Below are 18,732 nucleotides of genomic sequence, written 5' to 3'. Positions count from 1 at the left end.
GTCAGCCGAGGTTGTCGGCCAGGGCCTCGGTGATCCTCCGGTCGGCACGGCGGGCCTCGCTCGCCGCGTCGGCCCCGCCGAGCACCCGGGTCATGTACCCCTTGATCGGGTTGTCGGCCTCGACCGCGGCCCACTGAGGGGTGTTGGGGGTCGCCCGGCCGTGCGCGGCGCCCGCCGCCATGGCGGCGACCCCCTCCTCCCCGGCCACCGCGGCCGCCAGAGTGGTCTTGTTGGGCACGTAGTTCATGGTGCGCGCGAGTTCGGTGTCCCATTTGGCGCCGGTGAGCGCTCCGACGACCGCCGTGGCGGCGAACTGGTCGCCGGTGTTGCGCGGTACGACGAGGTCGGAGCCGCCGGTGAAGACGACGCCGGGCCGGGCCGCGGTCCTGCCGGGCACCGGGAAGAAGCCGAGCTTGCCCTTCAGGCCCGGGTTCTGCCGCACGATCGACTGGGCGAGCCCGGGCACCCCGATGATCTGGGCGACCCTGCCGCCCGCGAACACACCGGCCTGCGGCGGGTGTTCCTCGTCGGCGTCCAACGGTCCCTCGCCGAGTGCCTGGAGCCGGCGGTAGAAGTCCATGCCGCGCAGCGCGGCGGGGGTGCCCAGGGTGCCCCGCCAGTCGTAGTCCTTCTTCTCGGCGAGTTCGCCGCCCTCGTCCCAGATGAAGCCGGAGAGCGTGTACCAGTCCTGTCCTGCCAGGTATATGCCCTGGTTGCCCGCGGAGTTGAGCTTCTGGGTGTCGGCGAGCCATTCGTCGCGGGTCCTCGGCGGGGCGGTGATGCCGGCCTCCTCGAAGAGGTCCTTGCGGTAGATGACCACCCGGTTGGCCGCGTACCAGGGCACGCCGTACTGGTTGTTGCCGTCCTTGCCGGGTTCGGCGAGGCCGGGCAGCCAGTGCTCCTTGCCCCAGTCGCGCATGGACTCCAGGGTCAGGTCGGTCAGCCGCCCGTCCTCGACGTACAGCGGGACCTGGGTGTTGCCCACCTCGATGACGTCGGGGCCGTCCCCCGTGTCGGCCTTCAGCGCCTTGCGGACCTTCTCCACGATGCCGGTCCACTCCTGGATGCGGATGTCGAGCCGCAGGTCGCCGTAAGTGCGTTCGAAGTCCTCGGTGAAGCGCCGCAGGAAGTCGTCGGAGGCGCTGTCCTTCATCAGCCACACGGTGACGGTCTGCCGGTCGTGCCCGCCGGGCAGGACGCCGCAGGCGCTGACGAGTGAGCCGGTGACACAGAGGAGGGCGAGCAGACGACGTCTCACGAGGGGTCCTGTTCTGTCTGGCCTGGGTGGTGCGGACAGGGGAAGGGGCCCGACGTGGGGGGGGACGAACGCACGCGTTCGCACACGGGTGTGCAGGATTTTGGTATGGACCAATGCTCAGGTCAAGCGTCGCCGTGCGCCCGGTGCCGACGCCTCGCGCGCCGGGCGGTGATACGGCACGGTGGAGTACGGCGTGACACACGGTCGCGCCGGACGTGAGGCGTGCCGCCGCGCGGCCCCTCACGCCGGAGAGGAGCCCCCGCATGACGAACCACATCTACCGGGTCACCGAGATCGTCGGCACCTCGCACGAAGGCCTCGACCAGGCCATCCGCAACGGCATCTCGCGCGCCGCCCAGACCCTGCGCAACCTGGACTGGTTCGAGGTGACCCAGGTGCGCGGCCAGATCGAGAACGGGCAGGTCGAGCACTACCAGGTGGGCCTGAAGGTGGGCTTCCGCATCGAGGGCGAGGCCGAGTAGCCGTCCGGGACCGCGCCGCTCGGTCCGCCGGGACCTCAGGTACGGCCCTCCCGCTCCTGGGCGTCCTCCAGCGCGGCGGACCGGTCGGCCCAGCGGGCCCGCACGACGGCGAACCCGGCGCGCTCGGCGTCGTCGCACACCAGCTCGTCGTCGTCGACGAGGACCCGGACCCGCCGGCCCCGGGCGAGCCGGCGCAGGATCTCCAGCTTGGTGAACCGGGCGGGCCTGCGGTCGGCGTCGCCGCGCATGTGCACCCGGCCCTCGGGCAGTCCGTGGGCCGCGAGCCAGTCCAGCGTGTCGCGCCGGCACCGCTCGGGCCGCCCGGTGAGGTACACGATCTCGCACTCGCGGGCCGTCTCCAGCGCGAGCGTCACGCCCTCGGCGAGCGGCGGGTCCGCGGGCGCGGCGGCGAAGAAGGCGTCCCAGTCGCGCGGGCGGCTCTCCAGGAAGTGCTGGCGGTGGGCGGTGTCGGCCAGGGTGTTGTCGAGGTCGAACACGGCGACCGGACGCGCGCTGCTGTCTGTCACCCGGTCACCCTAGCCACCCCGGTGTCAACTGCCGCCGACCCGGGGCCGCATGCTTCTGCCATGCCTTCCGTGCCCGGCCGGTTCCCGCATCCCTGCACCGTCGTCGTCTGCCGGGGCTGCTGCTGCGGCGTTCCGGCCAAGCAGCCCGGCACCGATCCGGGCGGTCAGCTCGACCGGTTGCGGGCGGCCGCCGCCGAGGGCGGCTTCGAGGTGCGCACCAGCGACTGCCTCGGGCCGTGCGACCAGGCGAACGTCGTGGTCGTGCGGCCGTCCGCGGAGGGCCGGCGGGCCGGCGGCAGACCGGTGTGGATCGGCTTCGCGCTGGACGACGACTGCACGTTTGAGATCGCCGAGTGGGCACGGGCGGGCGGCCCGGGGGCGGCCGAGCCGCCGCTCGCCCTGGAGTTGCAGGTGATCCGCGCGCCACGCGGTGCGCGGACCCGGTCGGGACGGTGAGGGCCGCGGGTACGGGAATCCTGGCGCCCCCGTGACGTTGAACCCTGCGTGAGCGCAGTGATCGCCCGGACCAGGTTCTCCGTACTCGACCGCTCCCGTACGCGCGCGGGGCGGCCGCCCGCCGAGGCGCTGCGGGACACCGTCGCGCTGGCGCGGGAGGCGGAGGGCCTCGGCTACCACCGTTTCTGGGTGTCGGAGCACCACGGCGTGCCGGGGGTCGCGGGCTCCGCGCCGACCGTGCTCGCCGCCGCGGTGGCCGCGGCGACGCGCACCGTCCGGGTCGGCACCGGCGGGGTGATGCTGCCCAACCACCAGCCGCTCGTCGTCGCCGAGCAGTTCGGGGTGCTGGAGTCGCTGTTCCCGGGCCGGATCGACATGGGTCTCGGCCGCTCCGTCGGCTTCACGGACGGGGTCCGCCGGGCGCTCGGCCGGGACAAGGACGCCGCCGGGGACTTCGCGGCCCAGCTCGGCGAACTGCTCGGCTGGTTCGCCGGGACCTCCCCGACCGGGGTGCACGCCCGGCCGGCCGAGGGTCTGCGGGTCCCGGCGTTCGTGCTGGCGACGGGCGAGGGCGCGCGGATCGCGGCCCGCGCCGGGCTGCCGATGGTCATCGGGGACCTGCGGCGGCGCGAGCGCATGTTGCGCGGCGTCGACGAGTACCGCTCGCTGTTCCGCCCGTCGCCCTGGGCGTCCGAGCCGTACGTCGTGGTCTCCGGGACCGTCGCGGTCGCGGGTACGGACGAGGACGCGCGGCGGCTGCTGGTCCCGGAGGCCTGGGCCATGGCGTACTCGCGGACCCACGGCACCTTCCCGCCGCTGGCCCCGGCCGGCGAGATCGAGGAGCGCGCGATGACCGCGAGGGAACGGGATCTCTACGAGTCCGCCCTCGCCGGGCATGTGGCCGGCACCGCCGACCAGGTGGCGCACGAGCTGGAGACGGTGCTCGAGGCGACGGGCGCCGACGAGGTCCTCGTCACCACCAGCACGTACGACCGTGCCGCGCTGCTGGACTCCTACCGGCGCCTCGCCGCCCTGTTCGCACCCGGCGCCTGAGCGGTTCAGCCCGGCACGCCGACCGGGCGCTCCGCGCGGATCGCCACGGAGCCGTCGGCCGCGTCCACCACCGCCCGGTCGCCCGGGGCCAGCCCGCCGGAGAGCAGCAGGTCGGCGAGGCGGTCGTCCACCTCGCGCTGGATGGTGCGGCGCAGCGGGCGGGCGCCGAAGTCCGGCTGGTACCCGAGGTTCGCCAGCAGCCCGGCGGCCGCGTCGGTGACCTCAAGGCCGACGTCCTGGGCGTGCAGCCGGCGCCGGGTGTGCTCCAGCACCAGGTCCACGACCTGCCGCAGCTCGCCGCGCTCCAGGCCGCGGAAGACGATGATCTCGTCGATGCGGTTGAGGAACTCGGGCCTGAAGTGCTGCTGGAGCACCGGCACGACGGCCTCGCGGACCTTGGCGTAGTCCTCGGTGCCGGCGGCCAGGATGCGGTCGGCGCCGATGTTCGACGTCATGATGACCACGGTGTTCTTGAAGTCGACGGTGCGGCCCTGGGAGTCGGTGAGCCGGCCGTCGTCCAGCAGCTGCAGCAGGGTGTTGAAGACGTCGGGGTGCGCCTTCTCCACCTCGTCCAGCAGCAGCACGGCGTACGGCTGCCTGCGCACGGCCTCGGTGAGCTGGCCGGCCTCCTCGTGGCCGACGTACCCGGGCGGGGCGCCGACCAGCCGGGAGACCGTGTGCCGCTCCTGGAACTCGCTCATGTCGAGGCGGATCATGCGGCTCTCGTCGCCGAACAGCGCGGCGGCGAGGGCGCGGGCCAGCTCGGTCTTGCCGACGCCGGTCGGGCCGAGGAACAGGAAGCTGCCGACGGGCCGGTTCGGGTCGCTCATGCCGGCCCGGGCCCGCCGTACCGCGCGGGCGACGGCGGTGATCGCCTCGTCCTGGCCGACGACCCGCCCGTGCAGGTGCTCCTCCAGCTTCATCAGCCGCTCCCGCTCCTCCTCGGTGAGCTGGGCGACCGGGATGCCGGTGGTGCGCGAGACGACCTGGGCGATGTCCTCGGCGGTGACCTTCGGGGCCTGCTCCCCGGCCTTGTCCGCGCCGGCCAGCTCGGCCTCGGTCTCCTTGATCCGGTCCCGCAGGTCCCTGGCCCGCTCGTACTCCTCGTCGGCGACCGCCTGGTCCTTCTCCCGGTTCAGCGCCGCGAGCCGGTCCTCGGTCTCCCGGGTGTCCGCCAGCGGGGTCCTGGCGCGCAGCCGGACCCGGGCGGCGGCCTGGTCCATCAGGTCGATGGCCTTGTCGGGCAGGAAGCGGGAGGTGATGTACCGGTCGGACAGCTCGGCGGCGGCGACGACCGCCTCGTCGGTGATGCGCACCTGGTGGTGGGCCTCGTAGCGGTCGCGCAGTCCGCGCAGGATCTCGATGGTGTCGTCCACGCTGGGCTCGCCGACCAGGATGGGCGCGAAACGGCGTTCCAGCGCGGCGTCCTTCTCGATGTGCCTGCGGTACTCGTCCACGGTGGTCGCGCCGATCAGGTGCAGCTCACCGCGCGCCAGGGCGGGCTTGAGCATGTTGCCGGCGTCCATGGCGCCCTCGCCCCCGCCGCCGGCTCCGACGACCGTGTGCAGCTCGTCCAGGAACAGCACCAGTTCGTCGCCGTGCCGGGCGACCTCGTCGAGCAGCTTCTTGAGCCGTTCCTCGAACTCGCCCCGGTACTTGGTGCCCGCCACCATCCCGGCCAGGTCCAGCGAGACCAGCCGCTTGCCGGCGAGGGTGTTCGGCACGTCGCCGGCGACGATGCGCTGGGCGATGCCCTCGACCACCGCGGTCTTGCCGACGCCGGGGTCGCCGATGAGGACCGGGTTGTTCTTGCTGCGCCGGGAGAGCACCTCGATGGTCTGCTCGACCTCCTCGTCCCGTCCGATCACCGGGTCGAGGCGGCCGCTGCGGGCGTCCTCGGTGAGGTCGCGGCCGTATTCGTCGACGGTGGGCGTGCTGCTCGGCTCCTTGCGCTCGGCCGCGATCTCGGCGGGCACCCGGGCCGGCTCCCAGCCGCCCTCGCCGAGGGCCTGTCCGGCCGCCGACTCCGGGTTGGCCGCGAGGGCGCGCAGCAGGTGCTCGGGGCCGATGTAGGAGGCGCCCTCGGCGCGGGAGATGCGGTAGGCGTCGAGCAGGGCGCGCTTGGCGGCCGGAGTGAGGGTGGCGGGCTCGCTCTTCGCACCGGCGGCGGGGGCGGCGAGCCGTTCGCGGATGCGGTCGGGGTCGGCGCCGGCGACGGTGAGCAGCCGCCGGGTGGACTCGTGCTCGGTGGCGGCGGCCAGCAGGTGCCGGGCGTCGAGCTCGTCGCTGCCCTCGGCGGCCGCGATGTCCCTGGCCGCGGCCACCAGTTCCCGTGCCCGCTCCGACAGCAGGCTGCCGATGTCGACGCGCTGCGGCCGGCGGGCGGACGCGGCCGGGCCGTCGGTGCCGCCGAAGAACCGGGACATCAGCTCGTCGAACTCCTCGAACGGACTGCGTCCGAAACCGAAACCGGGGGTGCTCATGGGCGGCCCTTTCTGCGACGGGCATACATATGCCCCCAAAATTGCATATATATCTCTCATGTGCACGGCACGCGGCGCGGACGCCCCGAGATGCGTTCCCGGGCCGGGCCGGTAAGGCTGGGGGTGGAAGCCTCGACTGCAAGGAGGGCTGACATGTCCTTCATGGACAAGATCAAAGGGATGCTCAAGGGCCACGAGGACATGGCCGACAAGGGCGTCGACAAGGGTGGCGACTACATCGACCAGCGGACCGGGAACAAGTACCAGTCCCAGGTCGACACCGGTCAGGACAGACTGCGGAACGAGTTCGGCAAGCCGCAGGACCGGCCGCCGCAGACCTGACGGACGGGGCGGACTACCATCGCCCCGATGCACAACCCTCATGATCCCTGCGTCCGCGTCCGTGGTGCCCGCGAGCACAATCTCAAGGGTGTCGACGTGGACATCCCCCGGGACGTGCTGGCCGTGTTCACCGGCGTGTCCGGCTCGGGCAAGTCGTCCCTGGCGTTCGGCACCGTCTATGCCGAGGCGCAGCGGCGTTACTTCGAGTCGGTCGCGCCGTACGCACGTCGACTGATCCACCAGGTCGGGGCGCCCCGGGTCGCCGGGATCACGGGGCTGCCGCCGGCGGTGTCGCTGCAGCAGCGCCGCTCGGCCCCGTCGTCCCGCTCCTCCGTGGGCACGGTCACCAACCTCTCCAACTCACTGCGCATGCTGTTCTCGCGCGCCGGGGACTACCCGCCGGGCGCGGAGCGGCTGGATTCCGACGCGTTCTCGCCCAACACGGCCGCCGGCGCCTGCCCGGAGTGCCACGGCCTGGGCCGGGTGCACCGCACCACCGAGGAGCTGCTGGTCCCCGACCCCTCGCTGTCCGTCCGCGAGGGCGCCATCGCCGCCTGGCCGGGCGCCTGGCAGGGCAAGAACCTGCGCGACATCCTCGACGCCCTCGGGTACGACGTCGACCGGCCCTGGCGCGAACTGCCCGCCGCCGAGCGGGAGTGGATCCTCTTCACCGACGAACAGCCGGTCGTCACCGTCCATCCGGTGCGGGACGCCGACCGGATCCAGCGGCCGTACCAGGGCACGTACACCAGTGCCCGCCGGTACGTCATGAAGACGTTCTCCGACACCAGGTCCGCGACCCTGCGGGCCAAGGCGGAGCGGTTCCTGGCCAGCGCGCCCTGCCCGGCGTGCGGGGGCAGCAGGCTGCGGCCCGAGGCGCTGGCGGTGACCTTCGCCGGCCGGACCATCGCGGAACTCGCGGCGCTGCCGCTGACCGACCTCGCCGCCCTGCTGCCGCGCGACGGCACCGAGACCGCCCGCGTGCTCACCGCGGACCTGACCGCGCGGATCGAGCCGGTCGTGGAGCTGGGCCTCGGCTACCTCAGCCTGGACCGGGCCACGCCCACCCTCTCGGCGGGCGAGCTGCAGCGGCTCCGGCTGGCCACCCAGCTCCGGTCCGGGCTGTTCGGCGTGGTGTACGTGCTGGACGAGCCGTCGGCCGGGCTGCACCCGGCGGACACCGAGGCGCTGATCACGGTGCTGGAGCGGCTCAAGGCCGCCGGGAACTCGGTGTTCGTGGTGGAGCACCACCTGGAGGTGGTGCGGGGCGCCGACTGGCTGGTGGACGTGGGCCCCGGGGCGGGCGAGCACGGCGGGCGGGTGCTGTACAGCGGCCCGGTCGCGGGCCTCGCCCCGGTCGCGGACTCGGCGACGGCCCGGTACCTGTTCGCCGGGCCGCCCCGTACGGCGCGCACGGTCCGCGAGCCGCGCGGCTGGCTGACGCTGGGCCCGGTGACCCGGCACAACCTGCGCTCGGTGACGGCCGACTTCCCGCTCGGCGCGTTCACCGCCGTCACGGGCGTCTCCGGCTCCGGGAAGTCGACGCTGGTCGGCGAGTTCACGCAGGAGGCGGACGCGGTCGGCAGGCTGGTGCGGGTGGACCAGAAGCCGATCGGGCGCACCCCGCGCTCCAACCTGGCCACGTACACGGGCCTGTTCGACGTGGTGCGGAAGGTGTTCGCCGCCACCGAGGAGGCCCGGGCCCGGGGTTACGGCGTGGGACGGTTCTCCTTCAACGTGGCCGGGGGCCGCTGCGAGACCTGCCAGGGCGAGGGGTTCGTCAGCGTCGAGCTGCTGTTCCTGCCGAGCACGTACGCGCCCTGCCCGGACTGCGCGGGCGCCCGCTACAACCCGCCGACGCTGCAGGTGACCTACCGGGGGCGGAACATCGCCGAGGTCCTGGACCTGACGGTGGAGAGCGCCGCGGAGTTCTTCGCGGACGTCCCGGCCGCCGCCCGCAGTCTCCGCACGCTCCTCGAAGTGGGCCTCGGCTACCTGCGCCTGGGCCAGCCCGCCACGGAGCTGTCCGGCGGCGAGGCCCAGCGGATCAAGCTGGCGAGCGAACTGCAGCGCGGCCGCCGCGCGCACACCCTGTACCTGCTGGACGAGCCGACGACCGGGCTGCACCCGGCCGACGTCGAGGTGCTGATGGACCGGCTGCACGGGCTCGTCGACGCGGGTCACACGGTCGTCGTGGTCGAGCACGACATGTCGGTCGTGGCGTCCGCCGACTGGGTGATCGACCTGGGCCCGGGCGGCGGCGACCGGGGCGGGCGGATCGTGGCGGCCGGCCCCCCGGCCGAGGTGGCCCGGGCCGTGGGCAGCGCGACGGCCGCCCACCTGGCCCGGGCGATGAGCGGGAACCCCGACCGCTGACCGCTGCCTGCGAAGCCGCCGGCTGGGGGGAGAGGGGATGCGCGCGGTGGTCGTCCCGGGCCGGATGCCGTCGCGGGGCGGTGGGCGCGACCAGGGTACGGCGGCCCTCCTTAACCTCCGGCGCGGGGCGGGCACCCGGCGATGGTTCGCGCCCGGGCCGGGTGCCTGCCAGGGGCAGTGGTCGACCAGGTACGGCGGCCCTGCTGAACCTCCGGCGCGGGGCGGGCTCCCGGCGATGGCTCAGGCCCGGGCCGGGTGCCTGCCAGGGGCAAGTGGTCGACCGGAATTCGGCGGCCCTCCTGAACCCCCGGCGCGGGGCCGGCTCCCGGCGATGGCTCAGGCCCGGGCCGGGTGCCTGCCAGGGGCGGTGGGCGGCAGGGGTTCGGCGGCTCGGGCGAGGGTTCGGCGGTCGTGGTGGCGGCCGGCCGGGATGAGCGGGCGCACCTCCACCTCGGCCACCAGGCCGCGGGCGCGGGCCACTCGCCACAGCGAGGCGAACAGGGTGTCCTCGCCGACGAAGGCGGCGGCCGTGGCGTCCCCTCCCCCGGTACCGCGGTAGCTCAGGCGCACCGGCTGCACGGGCGCCCCGGCGTCGAGCGCGGCCTGGAAGACGGCCCGGCGGAAGTGCCCCCCGGCGCGGCCGCACCAGGTGCTGCCCTCAGGGAACACCGCGACGGCGGCGCCGGTCCGCAGGGCCGCGCCGATCCGGGCGACGGTCCCAGGCAGGGCGCGCAGCCGGTCCCGCTCGATGAACAGCACCCCGGCCCGTGCCACCAGCCGGCCCGCCACGGGCCACCGCCGTATCTCCGACTTGGCGAGCATGCGTGCCGGACGCACCGCCGCGAGCAGCGGGACGTCCAGCCAGGAGATGTGGTTGGCGACCAGCAGGACGCCGCCGTCGGCCGGCGCCGAGCCGGTGAGCCGGATCCGGACGCCCGCGGCCCGTACCACCGCCCGGCACCAGCGCCTGACCCAGGCGGCCGGGAGCCGACCGCGCAGCGGGGACAGCGCGATCCCCGCGAGCACCAGGGCGGCGAGCGCGGCGAGCCGCAGCACGGCCCGGGGCACGGCCACGGCCGGGCCGGCCGGCTCCAGGCAGGCGTCCGGGGTGCAGGGCGCGGTGGGCAGCCAGGCGCTCATCAGGCCGGCACGAGGGAGAGGAAGTGCCGCAGGTAGCGCGGGTTGACCCGGCGCATCGACAGGAGCACGTACAGGTCGGCCACGCCGAAGTCCGGGTCGTGTGCGGGCTCCCCGCAGACCCAGGCGCCGAGCCGGAGGTAGCCGCGCAGCAGCGCGGGCAGTTCGCCGCGCCCGGCGGGCGCCGTGCCGGCCGGCGCCCACGGCAGCAGCGGGCGTACCCGGTACTCCTCGGGCGCCAGGTGCTTGGCGCGCACCCGCTCCCAGGTGGCGGCGGCCTGCGCGCCGCCGTCGGCGAGCGGTACGGAGCAGCAGCCCGCCAGCCACTCGTGGCCCCGGTCGACCATGTAGCGGGCTATCCCGGCCCAGATCAGGCCGATGACCGTGCCGTCACGGTGGTCGGGGTGCACACAGGAGCGGCCCACCTCCACCAGCCCGGGCCGCAGCCCGTCGAGCACGGCCAGGTCGAACTCCCCCTCGGAGTACAGCCGGCCGGCCACCGCGGCCCGCTCCGGGGGCAGCAGCCGGTAGGTGCCGACGACCTCGCCGGTCACCGTGTCGTGCACGAGCAGGTGGTCGCAGTAGGCGTCGAACGGGTCGACGTCCAGGCCCGGCTGCGGGGTGGTCAGCAGGGCGCCCAGCTCTCCGGCGAACACGTCGTGCCGCAGCCGCTGGGCGGCGCGCACGTCGTCCTCGTCGCGGGCGAGGGTGACGGTGTAGCGGGCGGGGGCCGCGGGCTGCGAGGGACGGTCGAGCGTGGTGACGCCGGTCATGGTTGACTCCCTGGTCACGGGCCGGGGTGGGCAGCAGGGCAGTCCGGCGTTCCGGGCTGCCGCTCCTGTTCTTCCTATGCCGGTTGGCGTGTGTGTGACCGGTGGCGGGAGCGCGGGTGTGGGGTTGTTGAACGGCGCGGTGGAGCGTCGGGCGGGAAACCAGACGGGGCCGGGAGGAGCACCGCTCCCGGCCCCGCCCGTCCGCCTCTGTGCGGCGAACGTCCCTGTGGCCCCGGTTACCGCTTGGCCGCCTTGCGGGTGGCGCGCAGCCACTCCTTGTTCATGCCGGTGATGGACATCAGCGGAATGCCCTTCGGGCAGGCCGTCGCGCACTCACCGGCCAGTGTGCAGCCGCCGAAGCCCTCGGCGTCCATCTGCGCCACCATGTCCAGCACCCGGGTCTCCCGCTCGGGCGCGCCCTGCGGCAGGACACCCAGGTGGTTGACCTTGGCGGAGGTGAACAGCATCGCCGCGCCGTTGGGGCACGCGGCCACGCAGGCCCCGCAGCCGATGCACTCGGCGTGCTCGAAGGCGAGGTCGGCGTCCGGCTTGGGCACCGGTGTGGCGTGGGCCTCCGGGGCCGAGCCGGTGGGCGCCGTGATGTAGCCGCCGGCCTGGATGATCCGGTCGAACGCGGACCGGTCGACGACCAGGTCCTTGACCACCGGGAAGGCCGAGGCCCGCCAGGGCTCGACGTCGATCGTGTCGCCGTCCTCGAAGGACCGCATGTGGAGCTGGCAGGTGGTGGTGCGCTCCGGCCCGTGCGCGTCGCCGTTGATGACGAGCGAGCAGGCGCCGCAGATGCCCTCGCGGCAGTCGTGGTCGAAGGCGACGGGGTCCTCGCCCTTGAGGATGAGCTCCTCGTTGAGGGTGTCGAGCATCTCCAGGAAGGACATGTCCGGGGAGATGCCGTCCACCTCGTAGGTGGACATCGCGCCGTCGGCGTCGGCGTTCTTCTGCCGCCAGACGCGCAGGGTGAGCTTCATGCGTAGCTCCGCTGGGTGGGGTGGACGTACTCGAAGACCAGGTCTTCCTTGTGCAGGACGGGAGCGGAGCCGGTGCCGGTGAACTCCCAGGCGGCCGCGTAGCCGAACTCGTCGTCCCTGCGGGCCGCCTCGCCGTCGGGGGTCTGCGACTCCTCGCGGAAGTGGCCGCCGCAGGACTCGGCGCGGTGCAGCGCGTCGAGGCACATCAGCTCGGCGAGCTCCAGGTAGTCGACGATCCGGTTGGCCTTCTCCAGCGACTGGTTGAACTCCTCGCCGGTGCCGGGCACCTTGATGCGCCGCCAGAACTCGTCGCGGATCTGCGGGATGCGCTCCAGGGCCTTGCGCAGACCGGAGTCTGTGCGGGCCATGCCGCAGAACTCCCACATCAGTTCGCCGAGTTCACGGTGGAAGGAGTCGGGGGTGCGGTCGCCGTCGACGGCGAGGAGCAGGTTGAGCCGGTCCTCCGTCTCGGCCAGCACCTCCTGCACCACCGGGTGCTCCCCGGTCACCGGCTCCTGGTGCGGGTTGCGCGCCAGGTAGTCGTTGATGGTGGCCGGGAGCACGAAGTAGCCGTCGGCCAGGCCCTGCATCAGCGCCGAGGCGCCGAGCCGGTTGGCTCCGTGGTCGGAGAAGTTGGCCTCGCCGACCGCGAACAGGCCGGGGACGGTGGTCTGCAGGTCGTAGTCGACCCAGAGGCCGCCCATCGTGTAGTGCACGGCCGGGTAGATGCGCATCGGCACCTCGTACGGATCCTCGTCGGTGATCCGCTGGTACATGTCGAAGAGGTTGCCGTACTTCGCCTCGACGGCGCTCCGGCCCATCCGCCGGACGGCGTCGGCGAAGTCGAGGTACACGCCCTGCCCGCCGGGGCCCACGCCGCGGCCCTCGTCGCAGACGTTCTTCGCGGCGCGTGAGGCGATGTCGCGCGGGACCAGGTTGCCGAAGGACGGGTAGATGCGCTCCAGGTAGTAGTCGCGCTCGTCCTCGGGGATCCTGTTCGGGGGACGGTCGTCGCCCTTGGCCTTCGGCACCCAGATCCGGCCGTCGTTGCGCAGCGACTCGCTCATCAGCGTCAGCTTGGACTGGTGGTCGCCGGTGCGCGGGATGCAGGTCGGGTGGATCTGGGTGAAGCAGGGGTTGGCGAAGTGGGCGCCGCGCCGGTGGGCCCGCCAGATCGCGGTGGCGTTGGAGTTCATGGCGTTCGTCGACAGGTAGAAGACGTTGCCGTAGCCGCCGCTCGCCAGGACGACGGCGTCCGCGAAGTAGGTGGAGATCTTCCCGGTGATCAGGTCCCGGGCGACGATGCCCCGGGCCCGCCCGTCGACGACGATCAGGTCGAGCATCTCGGTGCGCGGGTGCATCTCCACGTTCCCGGCCGCGATCTGCCGGGACAGCGCCTGGTAGGCGCCCAGCAGCAGCTGCTGGCCCGTCTGGCCGCGGGCGTAGAACGTCCGGGACACCTGCACGCCGCCGAAGGAGCGGGTGTCGAGCAGGCCGCCGTACTCGCGGGCGAAGGGCACGCCCTGGGCCACGCACTGGTCGATGATCTCGACGGAGATCTGGGCGAGGCGGTGCACGTTGGACTCGCGGGCCCGGAAGTCGCCGCCCTTGACGGTGTCGTAGAACAGGCGGTGGACCGAGTCGCCGTCGTTGCGGTAGTTCTTCGCCGCGTTGATGCCGCCCTGCGCGGCGATGGAGTGGGCGCGGCGCGGGGAGTCCTGGTAGCAGAACTGGACGACGTGGTAGCCCTGTTCGGCGAGGGTGGCGCCCGCGGAGCCGCCGGCCAGACCGGTGCCCACCACGATGACCGTGTGCTTGCGCCGGTTGGCGGGGTTGACCAGCTTGGCCTCGAAGCGGCGCTTGTCCCAGCGCTCGTGGATCGGCCCGGAGGGGGCCTTGGCGTCGACGGCGGGTTCGCCGGTCGTGTAGTTCACGTAGTCGGTCATGTCAGCTCACCACTCCGGTCATGACGCCCACGGGTACGGCGATGAAGCCGGCCGTGAGCAGCAGCGCGAGGACGTTCGCGAGGGTCTTCAGGGCGCGGTCGCGGGAGCGGCTGCCGACGCCGAGGGTCTGGGCCGCGCTCCAGAAGCCGTGCCGGACGTGCAGGCCGAGCGCGAGCATCGCCACGATGTAGATCACGTTGCCGTACCAGGTGGAGAAGGTGTCGACGACGTTCTGGTACGGGTGCCCCGGCTGGAAGCCGCCGGAGTGCACGGTCCCGGTGGTCAGGTCCAGCAGGTGCCAGACGACGAACAGGCCGAGGATGATCCCGCCCCAGCGCATCGTGCGGGTGGCGTAGCTCGCCCGCGGCCGCTTGTGCACGTACTTGTCGGGGCGCGCCCTGATGTCCCGGCGGCTGAGCTGGTAGGCGGAGGTGGCGTGGGCGACCACGGCGACGACCAGGACGATCCGGACCAGCCAGAGCGTCCACTCGTAGTGCATGAAGGGTTCGCCGACGGTGCGCAGCCAGTGGGCGTAGTGGTTGAACTCGCCCGCCCCGAAGTAGATCTTCAGGTTCCCGATCATGTGCGCGACCAGGTACAGCAGCATGATCAGTCCGCTGACGGCCATGACCGTCTTCTTGCCGACCGTGCTGTCCCAGATCGTGCGCGCCATGGACGGCCGTCGGTCCGTCCGCGTTGCCAGAGCCATGTCCGAAACGCTAGGGCCGAAGGGCCTGATCGGTCCAAGACATGGTCCGGCTTGATTCCATAGGCGAAGGCTATCCTGACACCATGCAGTTCCAGCAGCTCCAGTATTTCGTGGCCGTCGCCGAGACCCGGCACTTCACCCGGGCCGCCGAACTGGTGCACGTGGCCCAGCCCTCGCTGTCCCAGCAGATCAAGGCGCTGGAGCGGGAGCTGGGTGCGGACCTGTTCCAGCGCGCCCGGGGCAACATCACGCTCACCGACGCAGGTGAGGCCCTGCTGCCGCTGGCCCGGCGGATCCTCGCGGACGCGGACACGGCCCGGCACGAGGTGCAGGAACTTGTGCAGCTGCGCCGGGGCCGGGTCAGGCTGGGCGCGACGCCGAGCCTGTGCACCGGACTGCTGCCGGACGTGCTGCGCGCCTTCCACGACCGGTACCCGGGGATCCGGCTGCTGATCGAGGAGGGCGGATCGCACGACCTGGTGCGCCAGCTCGCCCGTGGCGCCCTGGACCTGGCCCTGGTGGTGCTGCCGCTGCCCACGCCGTCGCCCGCCCTGACCACGGTGGAGCTGCTGCGGGAGGACCTGGTGGTGGTGTCCTCGCCGGAGGCGCGGGCGCCGGGCCGGGGCGGGCGGGTCGTCGACATCGCCGGTCTGGAGGGCGAGCGGCTCGTGATGTTCCGGCACGGCTACGACCTGCGGGAACTGACCGTCGCTGCCTGCCGCTCCGCCGGGTTCGAGCCTGACTTCGCCGTGGAGGGCGGTGAGATGGACGCGGTGCTGGGGTTCGTGCGGGCCGGACTGGGAGTGGCGGTGGTGCCGCGGATGGTCGCCACCCGGGCCGGGCTCGGACTGCGGGTCACCCCGCTGGCCCGCCCCGGGCTGCACCGGACCATCGCGCTGGCCCACCGCAGCGACGTCGCCCCGCCCCGGGCGGCCCGGGAACTGCAGCGGATGCTGCTGGAGCGGTGAGCGCGGCGGCGTCGTCGGCCGTGCGCCGTTGATCAGGCGCGACATCCGGCCGGAGGTGCGCGGGGCGTGGCGTCACGGTGGCCGGGCCGGACTCGTCGCCGGTCGGCGGCCGCGCGCCGGGAAGCGCGGGCAGGCCGGCGCGGGCCCCACGTCCCGGCGCCCCGGGGCAGCGAGCGGCCCGTCGTCCGGCCCCCGCCCCCGGGCGCGGTGGACGACGCGGTGGCGGGCGCGGACGCCGCTCGTCGGGGTCGTACCCCGGCGGGGCGGCCGTCAGCCCGTCGCGTCCACCAGCGCCAGCTCGTGCAGCCGCTCCGGCGGGCCCGGCTTCGCGTAGTACCAGCCCTGGGCCGTGTCGCAGCCCAGGATGCGCAGTTGCTCCGCCTGGGCGCCGGTCTCCACGCCCTCGACGGTGACCGCGAGGTCGAGGTTGTGGGCCAGGGAGACGATGCCCTCGACGATCTTCAGGTCGACCGGGTCGGCCGGGAACTGCTGCATGCCCCGGGTGAAGGAGCGGTCCAGTTTCAGGACGCTCACCGGGAGGCGGCGCAGGTTGGCGAGGTTGGAGTAGCCGGTGCCGAAGTCGTCCAGGGCGATGTCGACGCCCATCTCGGCGAGCCGGCGCAGGGGTTTGAGGAGGTCGTCGTCGGCGCCGATCAGAGCCGACTCGGTGACCTCCAGGCAGAGCGCGTCCGGGGTGACGCCCGCGCGTTCGAGGATGTCGACCGTGTCCTGGACCAGGCCGGGGTGGCCGAGCTGGCACGGGGAGAGGTTGACGTTGATGCGCAGTGGGGTCGCGGCGTCCCGTCCCGCGTGCCTCTCCCGCCATTCGCGGGCCTGCCGGATGGACTCCTCCAGCACCCAGCGGCCGAGCGGCACGATCAGGCCCGTGTGCTCGGCGAGCGGGATGAACCGGTCGGGCCCGAGCACGCCGTGCTGCGGGTGCAGCCAGCGGACCAGGGCCTCGGCGCCGCGGACGCTGCCGTCGCCGAGGTGCACCAGCGGCTGGTACTCGATGAAGAACTCGCCCCGTTCCAGGGCCGTGGGCAGGGCGGTGGTGAGGCCGTGGCGGGTGATGGCACGGGCGTCCGCCTCCGGGTCGGCCAGCTCGGAGCGGTTGCCGCCCGCCGACTTGGCCCGGTACATCGTGATGTCCGCGCTGCGCAGCACCTCGGCCGCGGTGCGTTCGCCCGCCGGTCCCTCCACTATGCCGAGGCTGCCGCGCACCAGCAGGTCCCGCCCGTCGATGCTGACGGGGGTGACCAGGGCGCTCATGATGCGCTCGGCGAGTTCGTCGACCTCGCGCTCGGTGTCGGCGCCCGTGGTCAGCGCCACGAACTCGTCACCGCCGAGCCGGGCGACCATCTCGCCGGGCGCGGTGGCGCAGGACTGGAGCCGGTCGGCGATCTCCACCAGCAGCCGGTCGCCGGCCGCGTGGCCGAGGCTGTCGTTGATGGTCTTGAAGCCGTCCAGGTCGAGGTAGCACAGGCCGAAGCGCTGGCCCTCGCCCGCGCCGAGGGCCTTCTCCAGGCGCTCGAAGAACAGCGTGCGGTTGGGCAGGCCGGTGAGGGCGTCGTGCGTGGCCTCGTAGCGCAGCCGGAGGTTGAGCAGGCGGCGCTCGGTGGTGTCCTCCATGAGGGCGAGCTGGTACTGGGGGTTGCCGTCGGGGTCCCGTAGCAGGGAGACCGTCAGGTTGGTCCACAGAACCGTTCCGTCGGGCCGGTTGAAAGCCTTCTCGACGTGGTAGTGCTCGCGCTCGCCGCGGACGAGCTCCTCGTAGAGCTTCCAGACCTGGGGGGCGTCCTCCGGGTGGGTCCACTCCAGCACCGGGCGACCGCGCAGGCTCGGTTCGGAGAAGCCGAACATGCGCAGCAGCGCCTTGTTGACCTGCAGGATGTTGCCGTCCAGGTCGGCGATGCCGATGCCTATGGCCGCGCCCTCGAACACGGCGCGGAACCGGGCCTCGCTGGCGTGCAGCGCCTGGGCCACCACGCCCTGGGCCCGCAGCGCGGCCTGGGCGATGGACTCCTGTTCCGCGAGGGTGCGCTCCCGCAGCGCCTGGGCGTACCCGGCGGCCATCGCGTGCTGCAACCGCGAGGAACGCGCCCGCAGTTCGTCCCGCGGGCTGTCGTCGCCGCAGTAGAGCACCAGGTAGGCGTCGACGCAGTCCAGGGTGCGGGCGAGTGCCTCGGGGTCGGTGCAGTGCGCCCCGACCAGCGCGGCGCCGACGGCCTTCGCCTCGTCGGCGGCGAAGCCGCGGGTGTGCAGCAGGTCGCGCAGCCGGCCCGCGAGGGGCAGGATCCGCTGCTCGAACTCCGCGCGGGGCAGCGAGGTGGAGGTGACCGGGAAGACCGCCCGGCTCCAGATCGTCGCGAACCGGCGCAGTCTGTCCTCCGGTCCGTCCGGCTCCGCGCTCACGCCTTGCGCCCCACGCCGGCGAACCCGGAGGAGGCATAGGGGTCATCGTCCTCCGGCGCCGACTCCGGCCGCCAGCGCGGCATCGGCACCACTCCGGGTTCCACCATGTCGTACCCCTCGAAGAACCGCGCGATCTCGCCGGGCGAGCGCATGATCAGCGGGTTGCGGATGTCCCTGTACACGTCCACCGTGCCCTCGGCCCGCTCCGCCGTCAGGGGTATTCCCTCGTACGAGGCGTGGGTGAGGATCAGCAGGCTGCCGGGCGCGAGCGCCTCGCGCAGCTCGGCCATCGCGCCGTAGGGGTCGTCGACGTCTTCCACGAAGTGCAGTATCGCAATGAGAAGCAGCGCCACTGGCCGATTCAGGTCGATGAGACGCTCCAGTTGCGGGCTGGCGAGGATCTCCTGCGGCTTGCGCAGGTCCGCGGCGATCACGTCCGTGCGGTCGTCGCCCTGGAGCACGGCCTGGCTGTGCGCCACCGCGACCGGGTCGTGGTCGACGTACATCACCCGGGCGTCCGGCGTCGCGGCCCGGGCCACCTCGTGGACGTTGCCGTAGGTCGGGATGCCGGAGCCGATGTCGAGGAACTGGGTGACGCCCTCGCCCGCCGCGAAGCGGACCGCGCGGCGCATGAACGCCCGGTTGGCCTGCATGATCTTCGGCAGCCCCGGCATGAACTCCATCGCCCTGCGGGCCGCTTCCCGGTCGACCTCGAAGTTGTGCGATCCGCCCAGGTAGAAGTCGTACATACGCGAAACGCTCGGCACCGAGATGTCGATGCTCCGGGGTGCCCAGGCGGGACGCTCCATGTATCTCTCCCA

General features: G+C 73.2%; 16 protein-coding genes. 6 read left to right on the top strand and 10 right to left on the bottom strand.

Annotated elements, in window-relative coordinates; genetic code table 11:
• Position 1: 1 nt before the first annotated feature.
• The gene (locus ACFQ9Z_RS10985) at positions 2-1,258 is read right to left on the bottom strand and encodes an extracellular solute-binding protein (RefSeq protein ID WP_383014240.1); all 1,257 of its coding nucleotides are present in this window, start codon (positions 1,256-1,258) and stop codon (positions 2-4) included.
• 263 nt (positions 1,259-1,521) lie between these two features.
• Here ACFQ9Z_RS10985 and ACFQ9Z_RS10980 point away from each other — a divergent pair, with 263 nt between their 5' ends.
• A complete protein-coding gene (locus ACFQ9Z_RS10980) occupies positions 1,522-1,740 on the top strand; it encodes a dodecin (RefSeq protein ID WP_383014237.1) in 219 nt (72 codons plus the stop codon).
• Between the two features lie 35 nt (positions 1,741-1,775).
• Here the strand turns inward: ACFQ9Z_RS10980 and ACFQ9Z_RS10975 are convergent, their stop codons facing one another.
• A complete protein-coding gene (locus tag ACFQ9Z_RS10975) occupies positions 1,776-2,267 on the bottom strand; it encodes a hypothetical protein (RefSeq protein ID WP_383014233.1) in 492 nt (163 codons plus the stop codon).
• A gap of 60 nt (positions 2,268-2,327) precedes the next feature.
• Here ACFQ9Z_RS10975 and ACFQ9Z_RS10970 point away from each other — a divergent pair, with 60 nt between their 5' ends.
• Both ACFQ9Z_RS10970 and ACFQ9Z_RS10965 read left to right on the top strand, forming a co-directional pair.
• The gene (locus ACFQ9Z_RS10970; protein WP_383014230.1) at positions 2,328-2,723 is read left to right on the top strand and encodes a (2Fe-2S) ferredoxin domain-containing protein; all 396 of its coding nucleotides are present in this window, start codon (positions 2,328-2,330) and stop codon (positions 2,721-2,723) included.
• A 48-nt stretch (positions 2,724-2,771) separates the two neighbouring features.
• On the top strand, positions 2,772-3,776 hold the full coding sequence (locus ACFQ9Z_RS10965; protein ID WP_383014227.1) for an LLM class flavin-dependent oxidoreductase: 1,005 nt from the start codon (positions 2,772-2,774) through the stop codon (positions 3,774-3,776).
• Positions 3,777-3,781: 5 nt separating this feature from the next.
• Here ACFQ9Z_RS10965 and ACFQ9Z_RS10960 read toward each other — a convergent pair whose 3' ends face one another.
• Complete coding sequence (locus tag ACFQ9Z_RS10960) at positions 3,782-6,259, bottom strand: ATP-dependent Clp protease ATP-binding subunit (RefSeq protein WP_383014224.1); 2,478 nt, start codon at positions 6,257-6,259, stop codon at positions 3,782-3,784.
• Between the two features lie 153 nt (positions 6,260-6,412).
• On the opposite strand from ACFQ9Z_RS10960, the gene ACFQ9Z_RS10955 reads away from it, so the two are divergent.
• The gene (locus tag ACFQ9Z_RS10955; RefSeq protein WP_383014221.1) at positions 6,413-6,601 is read left to right on the top strand and encodes an antitoxin; all 189 of its coding nucleotides are present in this window, start codon (positions 6,413-6,415) and stop codon (positions 6,599-6,601) included.
• Between the two features lie 27 nt (positions 6,602-6,628).
• Entirely contained in the window at positions 6,629-8,977 is a 2,349-nt protein-coding gene (locus ACFQ9Z_RS10950) for an ATP-binding cassette domain-containing protein (protein ID WP_383014218.1), read from the top strand.
• A gap of 336 nt (positions 8,978-9,313) precedes the next feature.
• Here ACFQ9Z_RS10950 and ACFQ9Z_RS10945 read toward each other — a convergent pair whose 3' ends face one another.
• The 5 genes from ACFQ9Z_RS10945 to ACFQ9Z_RS10925 all read right to left on the bottom strand — a co-directional run bounded on the left by ACFQ9Z_RS10945 (position 9,314) and on the right by ACFQ9Z_RS10925 (position 14,492).
• Positions 9,314-10,117, bottom strand: a complete 804-nt coding sequence (locus ACFQ9Z_RS10945) for a lysophospholipid acyltransferase family protein (RefSeq protein WP_383014215.1) — start codon at positions 10,115-10,117, stop codon at positions 9,314-9,316.
• On the bottom strand, positions 10,117-10,887 hold the full coding sequence (locus ACFQ9Z_RS10940; RefSeq protein ID WP_383014212.1) for a GNAT family N-acetyltransferase: 771 nt from the start codon (positions 10,885-10,887) through the stop codon (positions 10,117-10,119). Before ACFQ9Z_RS10940 ends, ACFQ9Z_RS10945 begins: the two co-directional genes overlap by 1 nt.
• 236 nt (positions 10,888-11,123) lie before the next feature.
• Positions 11,124-11,873 carry a succinate dehydrogenase/fumarate reductase iron-sulfur subunit gene (locus ACFQ9Z_RS10935; protein ID WP_143634751.1) on the bottom strand — a complete coding sequence of 250 codons (750 nt, stop codon included), beginning with the start codon at positions 11,871-11,873 and terminating at the stop codon, positions 11,124-11,126.
• Positions 11,870-13,819, bottom strand: a complete 1,950-nt coding sequence (locus tag ACFQ9Z_RS10930; RefSeq protein ID WP_383014209.1) for a fumarate reductase/succinate dehydrogenase flavoprotein subunit — start codon at positions 13,817-13,819, stop codon at positions 11,870-11,872. Before ACFQ9Z_RS10930 ends, ACFQ9Z_RS10935 begins: the two co-directional genes overlap by 4 nt.
• 1 nt (position 13,820) lies before the next feature.
• Positions 13,821-14,492: a succinate dehydrogenase gene (locus ACFQ9Z_RS10925; protein ID WP_383014482.1), complete on the bottom strand. Its 672-nt coding sequence runs from the start codon at positions 14,490-14,492 to the stop codon at positions 13,821-13,823.
• Between the two features lie 119 nt (positions 14,493-14,611).
• Here ACFQ9Z_RS10925 and ACFQ9Z_RS10920 point away from each other — a divergent pair, with 119 nt between their 5' ends.
• On the top strand, positions 14,612-15,496 hold the full coding sequence (locus ACFQ9Z_RS10920; RefSeq protein ID WP_383014206.1) for a LysR family transcriptional regulator: 885 nt from the start codon (positions 14,612-14,614) through the stop codon (positions 15,494-15,496).
• 270 nt (positions 15,497-15,766) lie between these two features.
• Here ACFQ9Z_RS10920 and ACFQ9Z_RS10915 read toward each other — a convergent pair whose 3' ends face one another.
• Positions 15,767-17,911 carry a putative bifunctional diguanylate cyclase/phosphodiesterase gene (locus ACFQ9Z_RS10915; protein WP_383014203.1) on the bottom strand — a complete coding sequence of 715 codons (2,145 nt, stop codon included), beginning with the start codon at positions 17,909-17,911 and terminating at the stop codon, positions 15,767-15,769.
• Positions 17,908-18,720: an SAM-dependent methyltransferase gene (locus ACFQ9Z_RS10910; RefSeq protein ID WP_383014200.1), complete on the bottom strand. Its 813-nt coding sequence runs from the start codon at positions 18,718-18,720 to the stop codon at positions 17,908-17,910. The genes ACFQ9Z_RS10915 and ACFQ9Z_RS10910 overlap by 4 nt, the downstream gene beginning before the upstream one ends.
• Positions 18,721-18,732 lie beyond the last annotated feature (12 nt).

The sequence above is a fragment of the Streptomyces sp. NPDC056580 genome, from assembly GCF_042793175.1.
Classification (GTDB): domain Bacteria; phylum Actinomycetota; class Actinomycetes; order Streptomycetales; family Streptomycetaceae; genus Streptomyces.
Note: the sequence above shows the minus strand (reverse complement) of the source record. Positions and strands in the feature narration are given on the sequence as shown.